The sequence below is a fragment of the Stenotrophomonas acidaminiphila genome, from assembly GCF_001431595.1.
GTDB lineage: Bacteria > Pseudomonadota > Gammaproteobacteria > Xanthomonadales > Xanthomonadaceae > Stenotrophomonas > Stenotrophomonas acidaminiphila.
This window is the reverse complement of sequence record NZ_LDJO01000038.1, coordinates 1-19841: the sequence shown is the minus strand read 5'-3', so window position 1 is coordinate 19841 and position 19841 is coordinate 1. Positions and strand designations below refer to the sequence as shown.

The 19841-nt window shown below is 71.2% G+C and carries 20 protein-coding genes and 1 other RNA gene; 6 read left to right on the top strand and 15 right to left on the bottom strand.

What is annotated here, in order from left to right:
- Positions 1-56 precede the first annotated feature (56 nt).
- Genes ftsL through mraZ form a run of 3 tightly spaced genes read right to left on the bottom strand, consistent with a single transcriptional unit; the run spans position 57 to position 1806 of the window.
- A complete protein-coding gene (ftsL, locus tag ABB33_RS12325) occupies positions 57-320 on the bottom strand; it encodes a cell division protein FtsL (protein WP_054667605.1) in 264 nt (87 codons plus the stop codon).
- Positions 317-1303 (bottom strand): 16S rRNA (cytosine(1402)-N(4))-methyltransferase RsmH, encoded by a 987-nt coding sequence (gene rsmH, locus ABB33_RS12320; protein WP_056932307.1) that lies wholly within the window; start codon positions 1301-1303, stop codon positions 317-319. Before rsmH ends, ftsL begins: the two co-directional genes overlap by 4 nt.
- A 14-nt stretch (positions 1304-1317) precedes the next feature.
- The gene (gene mraZ / locus ABB33_RS12315; protein ID WP_104939605.1) at positions 1318-1806 is read right to left on the bottom strand and encodes a division/cell wall cluster transcriptional repressor MraZ; all 489 of its coding nucleotides are present in this window, start codon (positions 1804-1806) and stop codon (positions 1318-1320) included.
- A gap of 288 nt (positions 1807-2094) precedes the next feature.
- On the opposite strand from mraZ, the gene ABB33_RS12310 reads away from it, so the two are divergent.
- Complete coding sequence (locus ABB33_RS12310) at positions 2095-2859, top strand: NRDE family protein (protein WP_056932306.1); 765 nt, start codon at positions 2095-2097, stop codon at positions 2857-2859.
- Positions 2860-3693: 834 nt separating this feature from the next.
- On the opposite strand, the gene rnpB is transcribed toward ABB33_RS12310, so the two are convergent.
- Together rnpB and rsmI are read right to left on the bottom strand one after the other, a co-directional pair.
- An RNA gene (gene rnpB, locus ABB33_RS12540) (RNase P RNA component class A) lies at positions 3694-4045 on the bottom strand.
- A gap of 193 nt (positions 4046-4238) precedes the next feature.
- Positions 4239-5063 carry a 16S rRNA (cytidine(1402)-2'-O)-methyltransferase gene (rsmI, locus tag ABB33_RS12305; RefSeq protein WP_056932331.1) on the bottom strand — a complete coding sequence of 275 codons (825 nt, stop codon included), beginning with the start codon at positions 5061-5063 and terminating at the stop codon, positions 4239-4241.
- Between the two features lie 81 nt (positions 5064-5144).
- Here rsmI and ABB33_RS12300 point away from each other — a divergent pair, with 81 nt between their 5' ends.
- Genes ABB33_RS12300 through ABB33_RS12285 form a run of 4 tightly spaced genes read left to right on the top strand, consistent with a single transcriptional unit; the run spans position 5145 to position 9169 of the window.
- Positions 5145-6872, top strand: coding sequence for a penicillin-binding protein activator (locus ABB33_RS12300; protein WP_056932305.1), 1728 nt, complete (start codon positions 5145-5147; stop codon positions 6870-6872).
- Positions 6862-7236, top strand: a complete 375-nt coding sequence (locus ABB33_RS12295) for a YraN family protein (RefSeq protein ID WP_056932304.1) — start codon at positions 6862-6864, stop codon at positions 7234-7236. Before ABB33_RS12300 ends, ABB33_RS12295 begins: the two co-directional genes overlap by 11 nt.
- The gene (locus ABB33_RS12290) at positions 7236-7778 is read left to right on the top strand and encodes a metal-dependent hydrolase (protein ID WP_056932303.1); all 543 of its coding nucleotides are present in this window, start codon (positions 7236-7238) and stop codon (positions 7776-7778) included. Before ABB33_RS12295 ends, ABB33_RS12290 begins: the two co-directional genes overlap by 1 nt.
- On the top strand, positions 7775-9169 hold the full coding sequence (locus ABB33_RS12285) for an FAD-binding oxidoreductase (protein WP_056932302.1): 1395 nt from the start codon (positions 7775-7777) through the stop codon (positions 9167-9169). Before ABB33_RS12290 ends, ABB33_RS12285 begins: the two co-directional genes overlap by 4 nt.
- A 165-nt stretch (positions 9170-9334) precedes the next feature.
- Here the strand turns inward: ABB33_RS12285 and thiL are convergent, their stop codons facing one another.
- The 10 genes from thiL to ABB33_RS12235 all read right to left on the bottom strand — a co-directional run bounded on the left by thiL (position 9335) and on the right by ABB33_RS12235 (position 17785).
- Positions 9335-10306 (bottom strand): thiamine-phosphate kinase, encoded by a 972-nt coding sequence (gene thiL / locus ABB33_RS12280; protein WP_056932301.1) that lies wholly within the window; start codon positions 10304-10306, stop codon positions 9335-9337.
- A 96-nt stretch (positions 10307-10402) separates the two neighbouring features.
- Positions 10403-10882 carry a transcription antitermination factor NusB gene (nusB, locus tag ABB33_RS12275; RefSeq protein WP_056932300.1) on the bottom strand — a complete coding sequence of 160 codons (480 nt, stop codon included), beginning with the start codon at positions 10880-10882 and terminating at the stop codon, positions 10403-10405.
- The gene (ribH, locus tag ABB33_RS12270; RefSeq protein ID WP_056932299.1) at positions 10879-11346 is read right to left on the bottom strand and encodes a 6,7-dimethyl-8-ribityllumazine synthase; all 468 of its coding nucleotides are present in this window, start codon (positions 11344-11346) and stop codon (positions 10879-10881) included. Before ribH ends, nusB begins: the two co-directional genes overlap by 4 nt.
- Positions 11347-11457: 111 nt before the next feature.
- Entirely contained in the window at positions 11458-12558 is a 1101-nt protein-coding gene (gene ribB, locus ABB33_RS12265; protein ID WP_054667616.1) for a 3,4-dihydroxy-2-butanone-4-phosphate synthase, read from the bottom strand.
- Positions 12555-13157, bottom strand: a complete 603-nt coding sequence (locus tag ABB33_RS12260) for a riboflavin synthase (protein WP_056932298.1) — start codon at positions 13155-13157, stop codon at positions 12555-12557. Before ABB33_RS12260 ends, ribB begins: the two co-directional genes overlap by 4 nt.
- Positions 13158-13616: 459 nt before the next feature.
- Positions 13617-14711, bottom strand: coding sequence for a bifunctional diaminohydroxyphosphoribosylaminopyrimidine deaminase/5-amino-6-(5-phosphoribosylamino)uracil reductase RibD (gene ribD / locus ABB33_RS12255; protein WP_152985071.1), 1095 nt, complete (start codon positions 14709-14711; stop codon positions 13617-13619).
- 34 nt (positions 14712-14745) lie between these two features.
- Positions 14746-15222 carry a GNAT family N-acetyltransferase gene (locus ABB33_RS12250; RefSeq protein ID WP_056932296.1) on the bottom strand — a complete coding sequence of 159 codons (477 nt, stop codon included), beginning with the start codon at positions 15220-15222 and terminating at the stop codon, positions 14746-14748.
- Positions 15219-15746, bottom strand: a complete 528-nt coding sequence (gene nrdR / locus ABB33_RS12245) for a transcriptional regulator NrdR (RefSeq protein ID WP_054667620.1) — start codon at positions 15744-15746, stop codon at positions 15219-15221. The genes ABB33_RS12250 and nrdR overlap by 4 nt, the downstream gene beginning before the upstream one ends.
- 168 nt (positions 15747-15914) lie before the next feature.
- Complete coding sequence (gene glyA / locus ABB33_RS12240) at positions 15915-17168, bottom strand: serine hydroxymethyltransferase (protein WP_054667621.1); 1254 nt, start codon at positions 17166-17168, stop codon at positions 15915-15917.
- 137 nt (positions 17169-17305) lie between these two features.
- The gene (locus ABB33_RS12235) at positions 17306-17785 is read right to left on the bottom strand and encodes an RcnB family protein (RefSeq protein ID WP_056932295.1); all 480 of its coding nucleotides are present in this window, start codon (positions 17783-17785) and stop codon (positions 17306-17308) included.
- A 216-nt stretch (positions 17786-18001) separates the two neighbouring features.
- On the opposite strand from ABB33_RS12235, the gene ettA reads away from it, so the two are divergent.
- Positions 18002-19666 (top strand): energy-dependent translational throttle protein EttA, encoded by a 1665-nt coding sequence (gene ettA / locus ABB33_RS12230; protein WP_054667623.1) that lies wholly within the window; start codon positions 18002-18004, stop codon positions 19664-19666.
- Positions 19667-19841: the final 175 nt, after the last annotated feature.

Here is a 19841-nt window from a genome sequence, read left to right as displayed (position 1 = left end):
CCCTGCGCCGCCCTGCGGGCGGCTTCGCCGTGCAAAACCTCTGTCCTGCCGCTTCGTCATGGCCGCACCACCACGATGTCGCCGGCTTCCGGGAACTTCATGCCCAGGCGCCCACGCGCCTCCTGGTCCACGCGGGTGGCCTGGGCCAGGGTGGCCTGCTCCAGCTGCAGGCGGCCGAATTCGATGTTGAGTTCGTCGCGCGCGTGTTCCAGCCGCGACAGCTCCACGAACAACTGGCGATGGCGGTGGCGCATGAACACCACGCCGATCGCCGAGGCGATCGTGCAGGCCAGCAGCACCACCAGCAGCAGGCGGCTCATGCGGCGCCTCCCCCGGTGGCCGGCGCGCGCTTTTCCGCCACCCGCAGCACCGCACTGCGCGAACGCGGGTTGGCCGCCAGCTCGTCGTCCTCGGCCTTGATGGCGCCACCGACCAGGTCCAGCGTCGGCACGAAGGCCTGCACTTCCGGCAGCCGGCGGTTGCTCGGCGGCGCCTTGGCGTGGCGGTTCATGAACTGCTTGACGATGCGGTCTTCCAGCGAATGGAAGCTGATCACCGCCAGCCGGCCACCGGGCTTGAGCCGCGCCATCGCCGCGTCCAGCCCGGCCTCGAGGTCGGCCAGCTCGCGGTTGATGTGGATGCGGATGGCCTGGAAGCTGCGCGTGGCCGGGTGGATCTTGTCCTTGCCGCGCGGCATCACCGAGGCGATCAGCTCGGCCAGTTCGGCGGTACGCGAAAACGACTGCCTGGCGGTGCGGTACTGGACGATGGCGCGGGCGATGCGGCGGCTCTGCCGCTCCTCGCCGTAGGTCCACAGCACGTCGGCAATCTCGCGTTCCTCGGCGCGGTTGAGCCACTGCGCTGCGCTCTCGCCCGAATCCGGGTCCATGCGCATGTCCAGCGGACCGTCCTTGCCGAAGCTGAAACCGCGCTCGGCCACGTCCAGCTGCGGCGAGGACACGCCCAGGTCGAACAGCACGCCGTCCAGGCCGGCGGCGGTCTCGCTCCAGTCCAGCAGGTCGGCGAAGCTGCCGCGATGGATCGCCACGCGCGGGTCCGGCGCGAAATCGCGCTCGGCCACGGCAATGGCTTCCGGATCCTTGTCCATCACCAGCAGGCGGCCATGGGGACCGAGCTGGCGCAGCACGCCGCCGGCGTGGCCGCCACGGCCGAACGTGCCGTCCAGATAGGTACCGTCCTCGATCACCCTCAGGCCCTGCAGGACCTGGGTGTACAGCACCGGCAGGTGAGCCGCCGGCGGCTGCGACACCGGAGGGTGACCGGCCTGCGCTTGACCGCGCACCCGGGCACCCCGGCTCACAACTTCAGATCGAGCAGCCCATCGCCCAGATCCTCGTCAGACAACGTCTGCTGGATCAGTGCGCGATGCGCTTGCTCGCTCCATAGTTCGAACTTGTCGCCCATGCCCATCAGCACCGCCTTCTTCTCGATGCCGACCGCGTTGCGGTGGCTGGACGGCAGGCTGATGCGGCCATTGCCATCCAGTTCCAGATGGGCGGCCGAGCCGACAAGTTTCTGCTGCAGGGTGCGCACCACGCGCTGGGTGTTGGGCTTGGCCATCACGTCGTCGCGCACCCGCTCCCACTCCTGCTCGGCGTACAGCCACAGGCACCCGGCTTCGAACGGGTTGTAGGTCAGCACCAGGCGGTTGCCGCTCGCACGCGCGACCAGGTCGCGGTAGGCGGTTGGCACCGCCATGCGTCCCTTGTCGTCAACCGTGATGGCCGTCTCGCCTTGAAACACGCCGTCTCTACCTTCAGTGCCTGATGTCGCTTGGGCGGTCATTGAACCACGGAAAACCACAAAAAACCCGGTTTTCCCTCGGATGACCACCTTAGCAGCGGCCGAAGGCTTGTCAACAACTTTTCGTGGGCAAAATCGTCATTCGCATCAAGGGTTTGCGCCAATCTTTAGAGACTTGTTCAAACTTTATCCACAAGTTGCTGTTTCGTCTCAAATTTTGAGATTTCAAGGAAATTCAGGCGTGTGGAGGGCATGTGAAAACACCGATCCGGTCGGGCCGCTGTTCAGGTGGGCGTGGCCGCTGACCGCGCGGGAAGGCACACTGGCCGCATGTGCCTGGTCGCTCTCGCCTGGAAGTCCCACCCCCGCTGGCGCCTGTTCATGGCGGGCAACCGCGACGAGTTCCACGCCCGCCCGGCGGCCGCGCTGGACCGCTGGCCGCCACCGTACGGCGACGTGGTCGCCGGCCGCGACCTGCGCTCGGGTGGCACCTGGATGGGCATCGGCGGCAGCGGCCGCGCCGCGGTGATCACCAACGTGCGCGACCCGCGCGCGGCCAGCGGCGGACCGTCGCGCGGTGCCCTGGTAGCCGATTACCTGGGCGGTGCCGGCACCTCCGCAGCCGGGCAGATCGGGCAACTGGCGGCCTCGGCCGGCGACTACGCCCCGTTCAACCTGCTGCTGGCCGACGCCGACGGCTGCCACTACCTGGGCAACCACCCACCGGCGCGGCAGGCCCTGGCGCCCGGCGTGCACGGCATGTCCAACGGCACGCTCGACGCGCCGTGGCCGAAGACGCGGCGCCTGATGGCGGCACTGGAAGACTGGCTGGCACGGAACGACCCGCCACTGGACCCGCTGTGGGCGGCGCTGGCCGACGAATGGCGCCCAGACGACGCCGAGCTGCCGGCGACCGGCATCGCCCTGCCACTGGAACGCCAGCTTTCGGCCGCCTTCATCCGCGGCCGGGACTACGGCACCCGCGCCAGCACCGTGATCGCCATCGACCACGACGGCCATGGCTTCATCGCCGAACGCCGCTTCGGCCCGGAAGGCGTGTTCCTCGGCCACAGCCGGGTGGATATCGCGCCCTGACCACACCGCAGCGCGCCTGTCGACCCACGCACCAGACGGGATGCGAAGCGGGCAGGCCATGCCGCCGGAGCCACAACGCCCTCCAGCAAAGGAGGCGCACCAACAGGCACAGGGCGGATTGCAAAAGACCTGCAGCCCGCTGTTTCAATCCCGCAGCCGCAGCAAGGATCGGCTGGCTCTCCCGCCTGCCAGAAGCGATGCGAAGCGAGCAAGCCATGCCTCCGGAGCCACAACGCCCTCCAGCAAAGGAGGCGTACCAACAGGCACAGGGCGGATTGCAAAAGACCTGGAGCCCGCAGTTTCAATCCCGCAGCCGCAGCAAGGATCGGCTGGCTCTCCCGCCCACCAAACGCGATGCGAAGCGGGCAAGCCATGCCGCCGGAGCCACAACGCCCTCCAGCAAAGGAGGCGCACCAACAGGCACAGGGCGGATTGCAAAAGACCTGCAGCCCGCTGTTTCAATCGCGCAGCCGCAGCAAGGATCGGCTGACTCTCCCGCCTGCCAGAAGCGATGCGAAGCGAGCAAGCCATGCCTCCGGAGCCACAACGCCCTCCAGCAAAGGAGGCGCACCAACAGGCACAGGGCGGATTGCAAAAGACCTGGAGCCCGCTGTTTCAATCCCGCAGCCGCAGCAAGGACCGGCTGGCTCCCCCGCCTGCCAGAAGCGATGCGAAGCGAGCAAGCCATGCCTCCGGAGCCACAGCCCCCTTTAGTAAAGGGGGCGCGCCGACAGGCGCGGGGTTGTGGAGGGCAAAGGGCCCGGGGCCCATTGTTCTGTACCGCTTCCGCGGTACGGAACAATGGGGCTTTTCCCGCCCGGCAGGCGGGAAAAGCGGCGGAGCCGGCCTGTAAGCCGGGTTCTGTCGTGGACAGTCATTCTTCTAGGCGCCACGTCACCGTGACGCTCGAGCAACCTACCCGGACCCGACGCGGGCCACGCCATTAGGTCCCTATTTGGTCTTGCTCCAGGTGGGGTTTGCCGTGCCGGTCCGTTGCCGGACTCGCGGTGCGCTCTTACCGCACCATTTCACCCTTACCGGCCTCCCGAAAGAGACGTAGGCGGTATCTTTCTGTTGCACTTTCCGTCGGCTCGCGCCGCCCAGGCGTTACCTGGCACCTTGCCCTGTGGAGCCCGGACTTTCCTCGGCGTTCCCGAAGGAACGACGCGACTGTCCGGCCGACTCCGCCGCGCATAGTGTACGTGCTGGCGCCGGCGCTGCGGGCATCGCCGCGAAAGTCCGCCGGACAGACTTCAGGTTCCGGCGTGCGTCTCGCCCGTCGCCCGTCGCCCGTCGCCGCGGCCGCTTGCCCCACCCTCGCGCAGAAAGCGGCGCTTCACCTGTGCCATGCCGCGCTCCCGCCCGCTTCAGGGCCCGGGCTAACCGCCGTACAGCAGCTTGCGCGGCGCGCCGCTCAGTTCGGCGGCGAGCTTGGCCGCGGTGGACGGCGGCAGGTATTCCTTGAGCCGGGCATGCAGCCGGCGGCCTTCGGCGATCTTCGCCGCTTCATCGTCGGCCGCGCCCTGCACCATCACCACGAACTCGCCCTTGCGCTGGTTGTCGTCGGCCTCGACCGCCGCGCGCAGCTGCGCCAGGGTGCCGTCGAGCACGGTTTCGAACAGCTTGGTCAGTTCGCGCGCGACCACCGCCGGGCGCTCATCGCCGAACGCGGCGGCCATGTCGGCCAGCGATTCGGCGATGCGGTGCGAGGATTCGTAGAACACCAGGGTGCCGGTTTCGCCGGCCAGGCGCTGCAGGCGCTCGCGCCGGGCCGCGGCCTTGGCCGGCAGGAAACCCTCGAACACGAACCGGTCGCTGGGCAGGCCGGCCACGCTCAACGCCGCGATCGCCGCACACGCGCCGGGCACCGGGCTGACCTTCACCCCGGCCGCACGCGCCGCGCGCACCAGCCGGAAGCCGGGGTCGCTGACCAGCGGGGTGCCGGCGTCGCTCACCACCGCCATCGATTCGCCGCCGAGCAGGCGCGCCACCACGCGCTCGGCCATCGCTTCCTCGTTGTGGTCGTGCAGCGCCACCAGCGGCCGGCTGATGCCGAAGTGCGACAGCAGCTGCCCGGTATGGCGCGTGTCCTCGGCGCAGATCGCGGCCACCGACCGCAGCACCTCCTGCGCGCGCGGACTCAGGTCGGCAAGGTTGCCGATCGGCGTGGCGACAACGTACAGGGTGGCGGGGGCAGCGGGCATCATCGGCTTTTCCATGGGCAAGGGTAGAATCCTACCGTGTCACCCACCCGGCGCCGCCGCGTGCCGTTGAACGGACCCCGAATGAACAAGCCCGCCGCACGGATCACCGCCCTGTCCCTGTCGCTGCTGCTGTTGGCCGCCTGCGCCACCACCGGCCCGGCACCGACCACCTCGCCGGGGCAGCAGGCCGCCATCGCCCTGCTCGAACAGGGCAAACCGCGCGAAGCCGCGCAGCAGCTGGAAGCCGAAGCCGCGCTGGTCCGCGGCGCCGCCAGGTCGCAGTTGCTGGCCGATGCCGCGTTCGCCTGGCACGAAGCCAACGACGATGCGCGCGCGCGCATGCTGCTGCCGCAGGTGCAGGCGCGCCAGCTGAGCGGCGCCAGCCGCCAGCGCCATGCCCTGCTCGTCGCGGAACTGGCCCTGGCCGACAAGCAGCCGGCCGCCGTGCTGCAGGCGCTGGGCACGCAGCAGCCGGACCTGCTCGCGGCCACCCAGCAGGCGCGCTGGCACCTGGCCCGCGGCCAGGCGCTGGAAGCCAATGGCGATGCCTTCGCCGCGGCCGGTGCCCGCGCCCGCGCCGGCGTGCTGCTGGCCGGCGCTGCGCGCACCGACAACCAGCGCGCCATCACCCGCCTGCTGGCAGGACTGGACGATGCCACCCTGGCCAGCCGCAGCGCCGCGCTGCCGGCCGGTGACCCGCTGTACAACCATGCCGGCCGCGCGCTGATCGGCCGCGGCCTGCCGCTGCCGCGGCCGTTCGAGCGCGATGCCGCGTGGCAGCTGGACACCAGCAAGCGCCCGCCGGCCGACACCGACGGCTATCGCCCGCCGCTGAAGATGGCGGTGCTGCTGCCGCTGTCCGGCACCCTGGCCACTGCCGCCGCGCCGGTGCGCGATGGCCTGCTGGCCGGTTACTACGGCGAGTACCGCCGCCGCCCGCAGGTCGATTTCATCGACACCCGCGGCACCCCGGCCGGCGCCATCGCCGCCTACGACAAGGCCGTGGCCGGCGGCGCCGATTTCGTGGTCGGGCCGCTGGGCCGCGACGAGGTCGACGCGCTGTTCGGTCGCGCGCAGCTGCAGGTGCTGCTGCTCGCGCTCAACCGCGGCAAGGACACGCCGCCGGCGGGCAGCGCCGGCTTCTCGCTGGCACCGGAGGACGACGGCATCATGGCCGCCGAGTACCTGCTGGCCCGCGAGCGCGGCAAGGTGCTGGTGATCGGCAGCAACGACGACAACGGCCGCCGCGCCACCGCCGCCTTCGGCGAGCGCTTCGCCGAGCGCGGCGGCAAGGTCGTCGCCAGCCTCACCGTCGGCGACGCCCCCGGCGACATCGGCGCGCGCCTGCGCCAGGCCGGCACGGTCGATGCGGTGTTCCTGGCGGTCAAGGGCTCGCAGGCGCGGGTATTGGCGCCGCAGCTGGCGCTGGCCGGCATCGGCGGGGCTACGCGAGTGGGCACCTCGCAGCTGGTGTCGGGCACCGGCAAGGCCGACGAGGACATGGCGCTGGACGGCATCGCCTTCCCGAGCGAGGCATGGGCCGTGCGCGGTGCGCCGGGGCTGCCGGCAGCCGCCGAACTGGCCGCCACCCTGCCGACCGCGCGCGGTGCCGCCGCGCGCCTGTTCGCCTTCGGTTTCGATGCCTGGAAGATCTCCGCCTACCTGGAAAAGCTGGCCAACAGCACCCAGGGCGGCCTGGCCGGCGCCACCGGCACCCTGCACCTGGACGGCTTCGGCAACGTGCTGCGCACCCCGGCGTGGTCCACCTTCAGCGCCGGCCAGCCGGTGCCGATCGGTGATGGCCGCTGACCAGGCCGCACGCGGCGCCGCGGTGGAAGCCGCCGCGCGCCGCCACCTGGAGCGGGCCGGCCTGCGCTGGCTTGCGGGCAACGTCCGCTACCGCGGTGGCGAACTCGACCTGGTGATGGCGGACCCGGCCAGCGGCGGCCTCGTCTTCGTGGAAGTGCGCTACCGCCGCAGCCGCGCGTTCGGCGGTGGCGCCGCGTCGGTGGATGCCAGCAAGCGCCGGCGCCTGCTGCTGGCCGCACAGCTGTACCTGGGCGCGCACCCGGCCCATGCCCAGGCGCCGTGCCGCTTCGACGTGGTCGAAGCCAGCGGCGAACCGCCGCAGCTGCACTGGCTGCGCGACGCCTTCCGCGCCGACGACGGCTGATGCCCAGCGTCTTCACCCATGCCGCCGTGCCGCTGGCCCTGTGGTGCGCCAGCGCGCGCGGGCGCGTGTCCACGCGGCTGCTTGCCGCCGGCGTCGCCGCCGCGGTGCTGCCCGACGCCGACGTGCTGGGCTTCGCCCTGCACGTCCCCTACGCCGATGCCTTCGGCCATCGCGGTGCCAGCCATTCGCTGCTGTTCTCGGCCGTGCTGGCGGCGCTGGCCCTGGCCCTGCACCGGCCGCTGCGCGCGGGACCGGCGCAGGCGGCGGCCTTCGTCTTCGCCTGCGCGCTGTCGCACCCGCTGCTCGACGCGTTCACCTCCGGTGGCCTCGGCGTCGCGCTGTGGTGGCCATGGAGCGAGGCACGCCTGTTCGCCCCGTGGCGGCCGATCCGGGTCTCACCCTTCGCCAATGGCTTCTTCAGCGCACGCGGCCTGCAGACCGTGCTGTCCGAGCTGCGCTGGGTGTGGCTGCCGTTGACCCTGGCGGTGCTCGGCTGGCGCCTGCTCCCACACCGTTCCCCTGCCGGTTCCCGCACCCCATGACCTGCCTGCCCGCCGCATTCGACCAGACGCTCTCCGACCTGCTCGGCGCGCACTGGCGCACCGACCCTGCCGCCCTGGCCGCGCACGCGCAGGACAACTCCTGGCGGCACGCGCTGCCGCTGGGCGTGGCGCTGCCGGAGGACCGCGCGCAGGTACAGGCCATCGTTCGGGCGTGCCGCGCGCACGGCGTGCCGCTGGTCGGGCGCGGTGCCGGCACCGGCACCACCGGCGCCGCGGTGCCGGTCGCAGGTGGCATCGTGCTGTCGTTCGCGCGCATGAACCGCATCCTCGCGCTGCGCCCCGGCGACCGCTGCGCGGTGGTCGAGCCGGGCGTGCTGAACGGCGACCTGCAGCAGGCGCTGATGCCGCATGGCCTGTTCTGGCCGCCGGATCCGTCCAGCTTCGAGAGCTGCAGCATCGGCGGCAACCTGGCCACCAATGCCGGCGGCCCGCGCGCGGTGAAGTACGGCACCACCCGCGACAACGTGCTCGGGCTGGTGGCGGTGACCGGCGCCGGCGAACTGATCGAATGCGGCGGCCCGTGGACCAAGGACGCCACCGGCTACGACCTTACCCACCTGCTGGTCGGCAGCGAGGGCACGCTGGCGCTGATCGTCGAAGCCACGCTCAGGCTGGCGCCGCGACCACGCGCGCAGGCCGGGCTGCGCGTGCTCTACCGCGACGCGGCCAGCGCAGCGGCGGCGGTGTCGCGGGTGATGGCGCAGCCGGCCACGCCGACCACGCTCGAATTCATGGACGCGCGCAGCCTGGAGCTGCTGCGCGGCAACGGCGCGCAGGTGCCCGATGCCGGCGCGATGCTGCTGATCGACGCCGACGGCGATGACGACACCCTGCCCAACATCCTGCACGCGCTGGCCCAGGCCGCCGAAGGCGAGGGCCTGCTGGCGCTGGACGTGGCAATGGACGGCAGCGCGCGCGAACAGCTGTGGGCGGCGCGGCGCGCACTGTCGCCGGCGCTCAGGCGCATCGCCCCCGGCAAGATCAACGAAGACGTGGTGGTGCCGGTCTCGCGCATCCCCGAGCTGGTGGCCGGCGTGCAGGCGCTGTCGGCGCGTTTCGAGCTGCCCATCGTCACCTTCGGCCATGCCGGCAACGGCAACCTGCACGTCAACATCCTCTACCACCCCGACGACGCCGGGCAGAACGCGCGCGCGCATGCGGCACTGCCGGAAGTGTTCGCGCTGGCGCTGGCGCTGGGCGGCACCCTGTCCGGCGAACACGGCATCGGCCTGGCCAAGCGCGGGTTCATGGCGCAGGCCTTCACCCCGGCCACGCTGGCGGCGATGCGCGCGATCAAGCGGGCGCTGGACCCGGACGACATCCTCAATCCGGGCAAGGTGCTGCCCGATGCCGAAGCCGCGCATCGCTGACGGCGCCACCGCGTGGCGCAGGTACCGGGCCCCGGCAGGTGTCGTGCGCAGGATTGGAAGCCACCGGGCGGATGGCCCGCGGCGCGGCCACACGCCGCCTTCGCGTGCCGCGGGGGCGTGCCGGCACCGGCAACCGGGCGCGCCCGGGATGCGCCAGCCGCCGCCCTACTCCGCGAAGTGGCGGTAGCCGCTGCGACCCGCGCCGGCATCGCCTTCGCAGTGCACGCCGCGGCCTTCGGCGATCACGCCGATGCGCGCCAGCGGCAGCGCGAGATCCGCTGTCAGGGCCTGCACCGCCTGGCGCCGTTCCGGCGCGGCGGTGAAGCACAGTTCGTAGTCGTCGCCGCCGCGCAGGGCGCAGTCCAGGGCGGCGGCATCGCCGAGCGCGGTACGCAGCGCGGCCGACAGCGGCACCGCGTCGGCCTGCAGCACCGCGGCCACGCCGCTGCGCGACGCGATGTGGCCCAGGTCGGCGAGCAGGCCATCGGACACATCGGCGGCCGCATGCGCGCAGGTGCGCAGCGCCAGCCCCAGCGACAGCCGCGGCATCGGCCGCTGCAGACGCTGGCGCAGGCGTTCGTGGGCGGCATCGGCCACCACGCCGCGTACGTCCAGCCGGCCCTGCTGCCACAGCCGCAGGGCGCCGGCGGCCTCGCCGGGATGACCGCTGACCCAGATGTCGTCGCCCACCCGGGCGCCGTCGCGGCGCAGCGCCTGCGCGGCCGGCACCCGCCCGATCGCGGTGATCGAGATCGACAGGGGCCCGCGCGTGGTATCGCCGCCGACCACGGCGATGCCGCTGGCGTCTGCCAGTGCGAACAGCCCGTCGGCGAAGGCATCCAGCCAGTCGCCCTCGGCCTGCGGCAGGGACAGCGACAGCGTGCACCAGGCCGGCACGGCCCCCATCGCCGCCAGGTCGGACAGATTGGCCGCCAGGGCCTTCCAGCCGATGTCGGCCGGGGCGCTCTCGGCCGGGAAGTGCACGCCGGCATTGAGGGTGTCGGCGGTGACCGCCAGCTGCTGCCCCGGCGCCGGCTGCAGCAGCGCCGCGTCGTCGCCGATGCCCAGCACGATGTCGGCACGCGCCCGGGTGCGGCGCGCGATGCGTTCGATCAGGGCGAACTCGTCAAGGCTCATGGGCAGGCATTCCTGGAACGAAAACGCCGGCGCCGATGCTGCCGGCCCCGGCGTCGTGCTGGAAGCGGCCGGCGCACCCAGGCACCGGCAGCGGCGTCACTGGCCCGATTCGACCTTGCGCCATTCCACGGCGGCGCGGTCGAGCACGCCATTGACGTAGGTGTGGCCATGCTCGGAACCGAAACGCTTGGCGGTTTCGATGGCCTCGTTGATCACCACCCGGTACGGCACGTCGACGCGGTGGCGCAGTTCGTAGGTGGCCACGCGCAGCACCGCGCGCTCGATCGCGTCGACCTCTTCGACCGGGCGGTCGAGGAACGGCACCAGCGCCTCGTCCAGCTCGCGGCGATGGTCGAGCACCCCGCGCAGCAGGTTCTCGAAGTAGGCCAGGTCGGCCACTTCGTGCGCCTGCTCGTGGGCGAACTGGGCCAGCAGCGACTCGGCGTTGCCGCCGGAAATCTGCCACGCGTAGATCGCCTGCAGCGCGCGGCGGCGCGCGCGCGAACGCAGCACCGGGTCGACGCCGTCGCGGCGGAAGGGCTTGCCGGCAGGCTTGCCGTGGTTCTTGTTGCTCATGGCAGCTGCTCCAGAAGATTGACCATTTCCAACGCCGCCAACGCGGCTTCCTCGCCCTTGTTGCCGTGGCTGCCGCCGGCGCGGGCCTCGGCATCCTCCACCCGTTCGACCGCCAGCACGCCATTGAGCACCGGCACGCCAAAATCCAGCTGCGCGCGCATCAGGCCCTCGGCGCAGCGGTCAGCCACGTGCTCGTAGTGGCGGGTGTCGCCGCGGATCACGCAGCCCAGGGTGATGATGGCCGCATGCCGGCCGGCGGCGGCCAGGCGGGTGGCGACCAGCGGGATCTCCCAGGCGCCGGGCACGCGCACCACGTCGATGGCGTCCTCACCGATGCCGTTTCCGGCCAGGCTCTGCCGCGCGCCGGCCACCAGCACGTCGGTGATGCGCGCGTTCCAGCGGCTGGCGATGATGACGAAACGGGCCGTTCCGGCCGGGCGGAGGTCGCCTTCGTAGTGGCTCATGGGGCGGTGCGATCCAAAAGGTGGGTCAGTTTACCGTGTAGGTGCGTGGCTTGCCCCGCACCGCACGCGGCCGCAGCGGGCATGGGGCCGGCCCCGCACCCGCGTGCAGGCTCAGGGCTGCAGGGTCTCGACGATCTCCAGGCCGTAGCCGGCCAGGCCGATCTGCCGGCGCGGGGTACCGAGCACGCGCAGCCTGCCCAGGCCCAGGTCGGCCAGGATCTGCGCGCCGGCACCGTTGCGGCGCCACTGGCCCACGTCCTTGTCCTTGCCGGCCGGGCGCACTTCCGGCTCGCGCCGCAGGCGTGCCAGCAGCGCGTCGGAATCGCGCGGGGCCGACAGCACCACCATCACCCCCTGGCCTTCGCTGGCGATGGCGCGCAGCGCATCGGTGGCGGCCACGCCGAAATCGTCGCGACGCCAGTGCAGCAGGTCGGCCAGCGGGTTCTCGACCTGGACCCGCACCAGGGTCGGGGTGTCCTTGTGCGGCTGGCCCTTGACCAGCGCGAAATGCAGGTCGTGGGCGATGCGGTCGCGGTAGGTGACCAGCGTGAAGGCGCCGAACTCGGTGTCGATCTCGCGCTCGTCCACGCGCTCGACGGTGTGTTCGGTGGCCAGGCGGTAGGCGATCAGGTCGGCGATGGAACCCATCTTCAGCCCGTGCTCGCGCGCGAACACCTCCAGCTCGGGACGCCGCGCCATGGTGCCGTCGGGGTTGAGGATCTCCACCAGCACGCCGGCCGGCTCCAGCCCGGCCAGCATCGCCAGGTCGACCCCGGCCTCGGTGTGGCCGGCGCGGGTCAGCACGCCGCCGGGCTGTGCGATCAGCGGGAAGATGTGGCCGGGCTGGTGCAGGTCCGAGGGCCGGGCACCGGGCCTGACCGCGGTGCGGATGGTGTGGGCGCGGTCGGCGGCGGAGATGCCGGTGGTCACGCCCTCGGCGGCCTCGATGCTGACCGTGAAGTTGGTCTGGAACTGCGCGGTGTTGGCGCGCACCATCGGCGCCAGCCCGAGCTGGCCGGCGCGCTCGCGGGTCAGCGGCAGGCACACCAGGCCGCGGCCGTGGGTGACCATGAAGTTGATGTCCGACGGCTTGACCAGCTCGGCGGCCATGATCAGGTCGCCTTCGTTCTCGCGGTCCTCGTCGTCGACGATCACCACCATGCGGCCGGCGCGGATCTCTTCCAGCAGTTCGGGAACGGGGGCGAAGTTCATGCGGCGGCTCCTTGGCCCAGCAGGCGCTCGACATAGCGCGCCAACAGGTCGATTTCCAGATTGACGGCGTCGCCGACGCCGGTATGGGCAAAACGGGTATGGGCGACGGTGTGCGGGATCAGCGCCACCTCGAAACCGGCGTCGTCGGCTTCGTTGACGGTGAGGCTGACGCCGTCGACGCAGATCGAGCCCTTCTTCGCGATGTACCTGAGCAGCGGCGCGGGCGCGGCGAAGCGCCAGCGCTGGGCGCGGGCGTCGTCATGGATCGACAGCACCGTGCCGATGCCATCGACGTGGCCGCTGACCAGGTGGCCGCCGAGGCGGTCGCTCGGGCGCATGGCGCGCTCCAGGTTCAACGCCGCGCCGGGGGCCAGCCGGCCGAGCGTGGTCAGGCCCAGGGTCTCGGTGGAGGCATCGGCCTGGAACGAGCTGGCGTCGAACGCGATCACGGTCAGGCACACGCCATTGACCGCGATGCTTTCGCCCAGCCGCACCTGCTCGAACGGCAGGCTGCCGACCTCGAAGGTGAAGCGGACGTCGCCGTCAACGGGCTCGTGCGCGGCCAGGCGGCCGACGCCTTCGATGATGCCGGTGAACATCAGCGCACCCCCATGGCCAGCGGCCGGGAGTACGGATGGGGAATGGAGAGGGTTTTCATGAACGTTTCCCGCGGTTGGAGAGCGAAAAACGCCGCAAGGCATACAGGCGCACGCACGGCGGGGCCGCGCGCGGGCCGTCTTCTTTCATCCGGACTCTAGGCGGCACCGCATTCGCGGCGTCGCCAACCGTCGGCTCCGGCATCGGACCGGATCTGCTGACCCTTGGCCGTGGAACCCGCACGCCAGCGCGCGGGTTCCGGCGAATGATTCGCGCGCCGGCCTCGGCGCTCGCGGGCTCGTGCGCGCTCCCCTCGGGGAACCGCGTACCTACCGCCGGTGGGGAATTACACCCCGCCCTGAAGACGTTCGTGGTTGCCGGCTAACCGGCCGGCGCATTGTACCAGTCCGTCCGCGGCGGACCTGTCCGGCAGATGGATGGCAGTGTTGCAGCAGCGGGCGTCAGCGCGGGTCCGGGCGCAGCAGCAGGCGCAGGTCCCCGCCGACCATGCGCAGGTCCGCCACATCCAGCGGCCAGGCCTGCGCCATGCGCCCGATCCCCAGCCCGGCCAGCAGCGGGCGGGCGCCCTCGCCCATCAGCAGCGGCGCCATGTACAGCAGCAGCTCGTCGACCAGGCCGGCGCGCAGCAGCGCCCCGCACAGGGTCGGGCCGGCCTCGACATGGACTTCGTTGATGCCGCGGGCAGCCAGCAGCGCCATCACCGCGGCCAGGTCGAAGCGGCCATCGGCCAGCAGCGGCGCGGCGGCGAATTCCGCACCCTGCAGCACCGGCGCGGCCAGCGCCGGATCGTGCAGGTACAGCGTGGCCGCATCGCCTTCGCGCACCCGTGCGCAGGCCAGCGTGCGCAGCCGCGCATCGAGCACCACCCGCAGCGGCGGCAGGAAATCGCCGGCCTCCGGGCGCGCGGTCAGTGCCGGGTCGTCGGCCAGCACCGTCGCGGCCCCGGTCAGGATCGCGCCGGCGCGGGCACGCCAGCGCTGCACGTCGGCGCGTGCGGCCTCACCGGTGATCCACTTCGATTCGCCGCTGGCCATGGCGGTGCGCCCGTCCAGGCTGGCCGCCAGCTTGACCCGTACCAACGGCCGGCCGCGCTCGATGCGCGACAGGAAGCCGCGGTTGAGCGCGCGCGCGCGGTCCGCCATCAGCCCCACCTCCACCTCGATCCCGGCCTGGCGCAGCAGCGCGAAGCCACCGCCATCGACATCCGGGAACGGATCGCCCATGGCCGCCACCACCCGCGCCACCCCCGCCTCGATCAGCGCCAGCGCACACGGCGGCGTGCGCCCGTAGTGCGCGCACGGCTCCAGGGTGACGTAGGCGGTGGCACCGCGCGCGCGCGCGCCGGCCTGGCGCAGCGCGAACACTTCGGCATGCGGGCCGCCGGCACGCTGGTGGAAGCCTTCGCCCACGACCTCCCCGCCATGGGCGATGACGCAGCCGACCATCGGGTTGGGCCGGGTGGTCCACGCCCCGCGTTCGGCCAGGCGCAGTGCGCGCGCCATCAGCTGGTGGTCGGTGGCGGTGAACTCATGCATGGAAAACCTCATCGGAAACAGGTGGCGTACCGCCTCAGGGCGGCGCCGGATCGATCTGCATCACGGTGACGGCCAGCGGCCCGAGCTGCAGCCGGGTGTGCGGCGCCCAGCCCAGCGCGCGGTACCACGGCACCATCGCCGCCTCGCAGTAAAGATACAGGCGCGGCACGCCCAGCTGCGCGGCATGCGCCACGCAGTGCCGGACCAGCCGTGCGCCGACACCGCGGCCCCGCGCCGTGGGCCGCACGTACAGCGACGCCAGCCACGGCGACCAGCCACGGATCTGCTCGTGGTCGTCATGCAGCAGGCTCACCGAGCCCAGCCAGCCGGTGTCGTCCTCGGCCACCCAGGTACAGGGAATGGTGTCATCGCGCTGCATGCGCAGCTCGGCCTCGGCCTGCTCGACGGTCCACGCCGGCAGCAGCGTGCCGAAGGCCTGCACATGCGCCCGCGCCAATGCCGGCAGCCACCCGGGCCGCGCCTGCAGACCGACGATGCGCACCGGCGTCAGCGCGATGCCTTGCGCTCGCGGCGTGCGGCGGTGGCGGCATCCAGCAGCGACAACTGCTCGTCGCCGGCCGGGTGGTCGCGCTCGAGCTTCTCGATCTCGTCGCGGAAATCGGCCACGTCCTCGAAACTGCGGTACACCGAGGCGAAGCGCACGTAGCCCACGTGGTCGAGCTTGCGCAGCTCGTCCATCACGAACTCGCCGACGCGGATCGACGGCACCTCGCGCTCGCCGCTCATGCGCAGCTGGTGGACCACCGCGCGCACCGCCGCCTCGATCCGCTCCTCCGCCACCGGCCGCTTCTGCAGCGCGCGGTCGAAGCCGACCCGCAGCTTGCGCGCATCGAACGCCTCGCGCCCGCCATCGCTCTTGACGATGACCGGCAGCTTGAGCTCGATGGTTTCCAGCGTGGAGAAACGCTCGCCGCAGGCTTCGCAGCCGCGCCGGCGGCGGATGGTCGCGCCATCCTCGGAAACGCGCGAATCGATCACGCGGGTATCGGTGTGCTGGCAGAACGGGCAGTGCATCTATCTCGCCTTGGACATCAGGCGCCGCGGCTGCGGCATCCCTTCACTACAAGGCAGATACAGCAAACCCCGGGACGGAGCAAGACTGCCCGGCCCGGGGCGAGGCCACCGCTGCGGTGGCGGACGCATGGCAAGGCCGCCACCGGGGCTGCCGGCGGCGGCGCCGGATCAGCCGTAAACCGGGAACTTCCGGCACTGCAGGGTGACGTTCTCGCGCACGCCGGCGATGACGTTGTCGTCGTTCGGGTTGTCCAGCACGTCGGCGATCCAGTTGGCCAGCGCCACGCAGTCCGGCTCCTTGTAGCCGCGGGTGGTGATGGCCGGGGTGCCCAGGCGCAGGCCCGAGGTCACGAACGGCGAACGCGGGTCGTTCGGCACCGAGTTCTTGTTGACGGTGATGTGGGCCTTGCCCAGCGCGGCTTCCGCGTCCTTGCCGGACACGTCCTTGCCGATCATGTCCACCAGCATCAGGTGGTTGCGGGTGCCGCCGGAGACGATCTTGTAGCCGCGCGAGATCAGCGTGTCGGCCATCGCCTGCGCGTTCCTGACCACCTGCTCCTGGTAGGCCTTGAACCCCGGCTCCAGCGCTTCCTTGAAGGCCACCGCCTTGGCCGCGATGACGTGCATCAGCGGGCCGCCCTGGATGCCCGGGAACACGATCGACTGCAGCTTCTTCTCGATCTCCTCGCCGGCGCCCTTGGCGATGATGATGCCGCCGCGCGGGCCGCGCAGGGTCTTGTGGGTGGTCGAGGTGACCACGTGGGCGTGCTCGATCGGGTTCGGGTAGACGCCGGCAGCGACCAGGCCGGCCACGTGCGCCATGTCCACGAACAGGTAGGCGCCGACCTTGTCGGCGATGGCGCGGAAGCGCGCCCAGTCGACGATCTGCGAATAGGCCGAGAACCCGGCCACGACCATCTTCGGCTTGTGCTCCAGCGCCAGCCGCTCGACTTCGTCGTAATCGATCAGGCCCTGCTCGTTCACGCCGTACTGGACGGCATTGAACAGCTTGCCCGAAGCGTTGACCTTGGCGCCGTGGGTCAGGTGGCCGCCATGGGCCAGGCTCATGCCCAGGATGGTGTCGCCCGGCTGCAGCAGCGCGAAGTACACGGCCTGGTTGGCCTGCGAGCCGCTGTGCGGCTGGACGTTGGCGTAATCGGCGCCGAACAGCTGCTTGAGGCGGTCGATGGCCAGCTTCTCGGCGATGTCCACGTACTCGCAGCCGCCGTAGTAACGCTTGCCCGGGTAACCCTCGGCGTACTTGTTGGTCAGCTGGCTGCCCTGGGCCTCCATCACCATCGGGCTGGCGTAGTTCTCGCTGGCGATCAGCTCGACATGGTCTTCCTGGCGCTGGCATTCGGCGGCGATGGCCTTGGCCAACTCGGGGTCGTAGGACTCGATACGGGCGTCACGCGGGAACATCTCGGCTCCTGGGAGGGTGGGCGGGGAGAATGCCGATTGTAGCGCTTCCCCGGCCCCGCACCGGCCGCCGCCCGCGCCGCGCCAGAAAAGGCAAGGGCGCCCCGGGGGCGCCCTGCCGCCACGCGACCGCAGCCGCCTCAGTGGTTGAACACGATGTCGGCGATGATGCCGGTGGCGATGGCCACCATCAGCATGTTGCCGCGGTCGTCGCGGATCCAGCGGTGGCCGTGCGGCGGCCGGCGCAGGTGGTAGCGGTCGTAGTCGTTGACCACGTAGACCGGGCCGCCGTAGTAGTTGTTGTAGCGGTAGCCGCGCTCGAACCCGTAGGGACGGTAGACCACGCGCGGCGGCGGGGCGTAGTAGCGGCGGTCGTTGTGGCGGGCGTCGCGGTAGCCCTCGCGGTAGCCGGCGTTGTAATGGCGGCGGTCGTCGCGCCAGTCGCGACGGTCACGGCGGTCGTCACGGCGGTCATGGCCGTGGCCGTGGCCGCGGCCACGGTCGTCCCAGCCGTGGCGGCCGCGATCGTGGTCGCGATCGCCGGCGGCGAAGGCCGGGGCCGTGGCGCCGAAGGCCAGCAGGGTGGTCATCGCGGCGACTGCAAGTCGGTGCATCTTCATGGTGGCCCTCGCGGTGTTGATGGACGCATCCCATCATGCTCACGCGATCTGAACGGCTTCCGGCTGGAAACGGTTACCGACAGCGCCATTCATCAATCGGCCAGCCATGCCGCGACCGCCGGTGCGGGGCGGCTTCCCGCTATAATCGCCCATTCCCTTTTGCCTCGGGCTCGTCCGCCTTGCGGACCGGGCGCGGGCGTGCGCTACGGAGACGTCATGTCCTCGCAATACATCTACACCATGAACCGCGTCAGCAAGGTGGTCCCGCCCAAGCGGCAGATCATCAAGGACATCTCGCTGTCGTTCTTCCCGGGCGCCAAGATCGGCCTGTTGGGCCTGAACGGCGCCGGCAAGTCCACCGTGCTGAAGATCATGGCCGGCGTGGACACCGATTTCGAGGGCGAGGCCCGCCCGCAACCCGGCATCAAGGTCGGCTACCTGGCCCAGGAACCGGAGTTGAACCCGGAGCACACCGTGCGCCAGGCCGTGGAAGAAGGCGTGGGCGACGTGCTGCAGGCGCAGGCCGCGCTGGAAGCGGTTTACGCCGCCTATGCCGAGGAAGGCGCCGATTTCGACGCGCTGGCCAAGGAGCAGGAGCGCCTGGAGGCGATCCTGGCCGCCGGTGACGCGCACACCGTCGAACACCAGCTGGACGTGGCCGCCGATGCGCTGCGCCTGCCGCCGTGGGACGCGGTGATCGGCAAGCTGTCCGGCGGCGAGAAGCGCCGCGTCGCGCTGTGCCGCCTGCTGCTGCAGAAGCCGGACATGCTGCTGCTCGACGAACCGACCAACCACCTGGACGCCGAGTCGGTGGAATGGCTGGAGCAGTTCCTGCACCGCTACACCGGCACCGTGGTGGCGGTCACCCACGACCGCTACTTCCTGGACAACGCCGCCGAGTGGATCCTGGAGCTGGACCGCGGCCGCGGCATCCCGTGGAAGGGCAACTACACCCAGTGGCTGGAGCAGAAGGAAGAGCGGCTCAAGCAGGAAGAGAACCAGGAAAAGGCCCGCCAGAAGGCGATCGCCAAGGAGCTGGAATGGTCGCGGCAGAACGCCAAGGGCGGCCGTTCCAAGGGCAAGGCGCGCCTGGCCCGCCTGGAAGAACTGCAGTCGGTCGACTACCAGAAGCGCAACGAGACCAACGAGATCTTCATCCCGCCGGGCGAGCGCCTGGGCAACTCGGTGATGGAGTTCAGGAACGTGTCCAAGAAGTTCGGCGACCGCCTGCTGATCGACAACCTGTCGATGATCATCCCGCCGGGCGCCATCGTCGGCATCATCGGCCCCAACGGCGCCGGCAAGTCGACCCTGTTCAAGATGATCACCGGGCAGGAGAAGCCGGACTCGGGCGAGATCGTGATCGGCCCGACCGTGAAACTGTCCTACGTGGACCAGAGCCGCGAGAAGCTGGAAGGCAACCACAACGTCTTCCAGGAAATCTCCGGCGGCCTGGACATCCTCAACATCAACGGCGTCGAGATCCAGTCGCGCGCCTACATCGGCCGCTTCAACTTCAAGGGCCAGGACCAGCAGAAGATGGTCGGTTCGCTGTCCGGTGGTGAGCGTGGCCGCCTGCACATGGCCAAGACCCTGCTGCAGGGCGGCAACGTGCTGCTGCTCGACGAACCGTCCAACGACCTGGACATCGAAACCCTGCGCGCGCTGGAAGACGCGCTGCTGGAGTTCCCGGGCAACACGTTCGTCATCTCGCACGACCGCTGGTTCCTGGACCGCATCGCCACCCACATCATCGCCTTCGAGGGCGACTCGCACGTGGAGTTCTTCCAGGGCAACTACCGCGAGTACGAGGAGGACAAGAAGCGCCGCCTCGGCGACGACGCCGGTCCCAAGCGCCTGCGGTTCAAGGCACTGAAGTAAGCAGCACCGGGACGGCCGCAGCGATGCGGCCGTCCGCTTTCCAGCCCGCCGCCGGCCAGGGCCCGCGCCCCGACCGCGGCGTGGCGACACCTTCGTCATGGCCGCGGCCGCAGGATATGCGTGGCGTCCGCGCCCGGCGCAGCGCCCCCTCCCGCCCGGGCGCGCGCCCGGGCGG

Bases quoted from the DNA above. Each gene is read 5' to 3' on its own strand.
- ftsL (WP_054667605.1), bottom strand. From the start codon at position 320: ATGAGCCGCCTGCTGCTGGTGGTGCTGCTGGCCTGCACGATCGCCTCG.
- mraZ (WP_104939605.1), bottom strand. From the start codon at position 1,806: ATGACCGCCCAAGCGACATCAGGCACTGAAGGTAGAGACGGCGTGTTT.
- ABB33_RS12310 (WP_056932306.1), top strand. From the start codon at position 2,095: ATGTGCCTGGTCGCTCTCGCCTGGAAGTCCCACCCCCGCTGGCGCCTG.
- rsmI (WP_056932331.1), bottom strand. From the start codon at position 5,063: ATGCCCGCTGCCCCCGCCACCCTGTACGTTGTCGCCACGCCGATCGGC.
- ABB33_RS12300 (WP_056932305.1), top strand. From the start codon at position 5,145: ATGAACAAGCCCGCCGCACGGATCACCGCCCTGTCCCTGTCGCTGCTG.
- ABB33_RS12295 (WP_056932304.1), top strand. From the start codon at position 6,862: ATGGCCGCTGACCAGGCCGCACGCGGCGCCGCGGTGGAAGCCGCCGCG.
- ABB33_RS12290 (WP_056932303.1), top strand. From the start codon at position 7,236: ATGCCCAGCGTCTTCACCCATGCCGCCGTGCCGCTGGCCCTGTGGTGC.
- ABB33_RS12285 (WP_056932302.1), top strand. From the start codon at position 7,775: ATGACCTGCCTGCCCGCCGCATTCGACCAGACGCTCTCCGACCTGCTC.
- thiL (WP_056932301.1), bottom strand. From the start codon at position 10,306: ATGAGCCTTGACGAGTTCGCCCTGATCGAACGCATCGCGCGCCGCACC.
- nusB (WP_056932300.1), bottom strand. From the start codon at position 10,882: ATGAGCAACAAGAACCACGGCAAGCCTGCCGGCAAGCCCTTCCGCCGC.
- ribH (WP_056932299.1), bottom strand. From the start codon at position 11,346: ATGAGCCACTACGAAGGCGACCTCCGCCCGGCCGGAACGGCCCGTTTC.
- ribB (WP_054667616.1), bottom strand. From the start codon at position 12,558: ATGAACTTCGCCCCCGTTCCCGAACTGCTGGAAGAGATCCGCGCCGGC.
- ABB33_RS12260 (WP_056932298.1), bottom strand. From the start codon at position 13,157: ATGTTCACCGGCATCATCGAAGGCGTCGGCCGCCTGGCCGCGCACGAG.
- ribD (WP_152985071.1), bottom strand. From the start codon at position 14,711: ATGCATGAGTTCACCGCCACCGACCACCAGCTGATGGCGCGCGCACTG.
- nrdR (WP_054667620.1), bottom strand. From the start codon at position 15,746: ATGCACTGCCCGTTCTGCCAGCACACCGATACCCGCGTGATCGATTCG.
- glyA (WP_054667621.1), bottom strand. From the start codon at position 17,168: ATGTTCCCGCGTGACGCCCGTATCGAGTCCTACGACCCCGAGTTGGCC.
- ABB33_RS12235 (WP_056932295.1), bottom strand. From the start codon at position 17,785: ATGAAGATGCACCGACTTGCAGTCGCCGCGATGACCACCCTGCTGGCC.
- ettA (WP_054667623.1), top strand. From the start codon at position 18,002: ATGTCCTCGCAATACATCTACACCATGAACCGCGTCAGCAAGGTGGTC.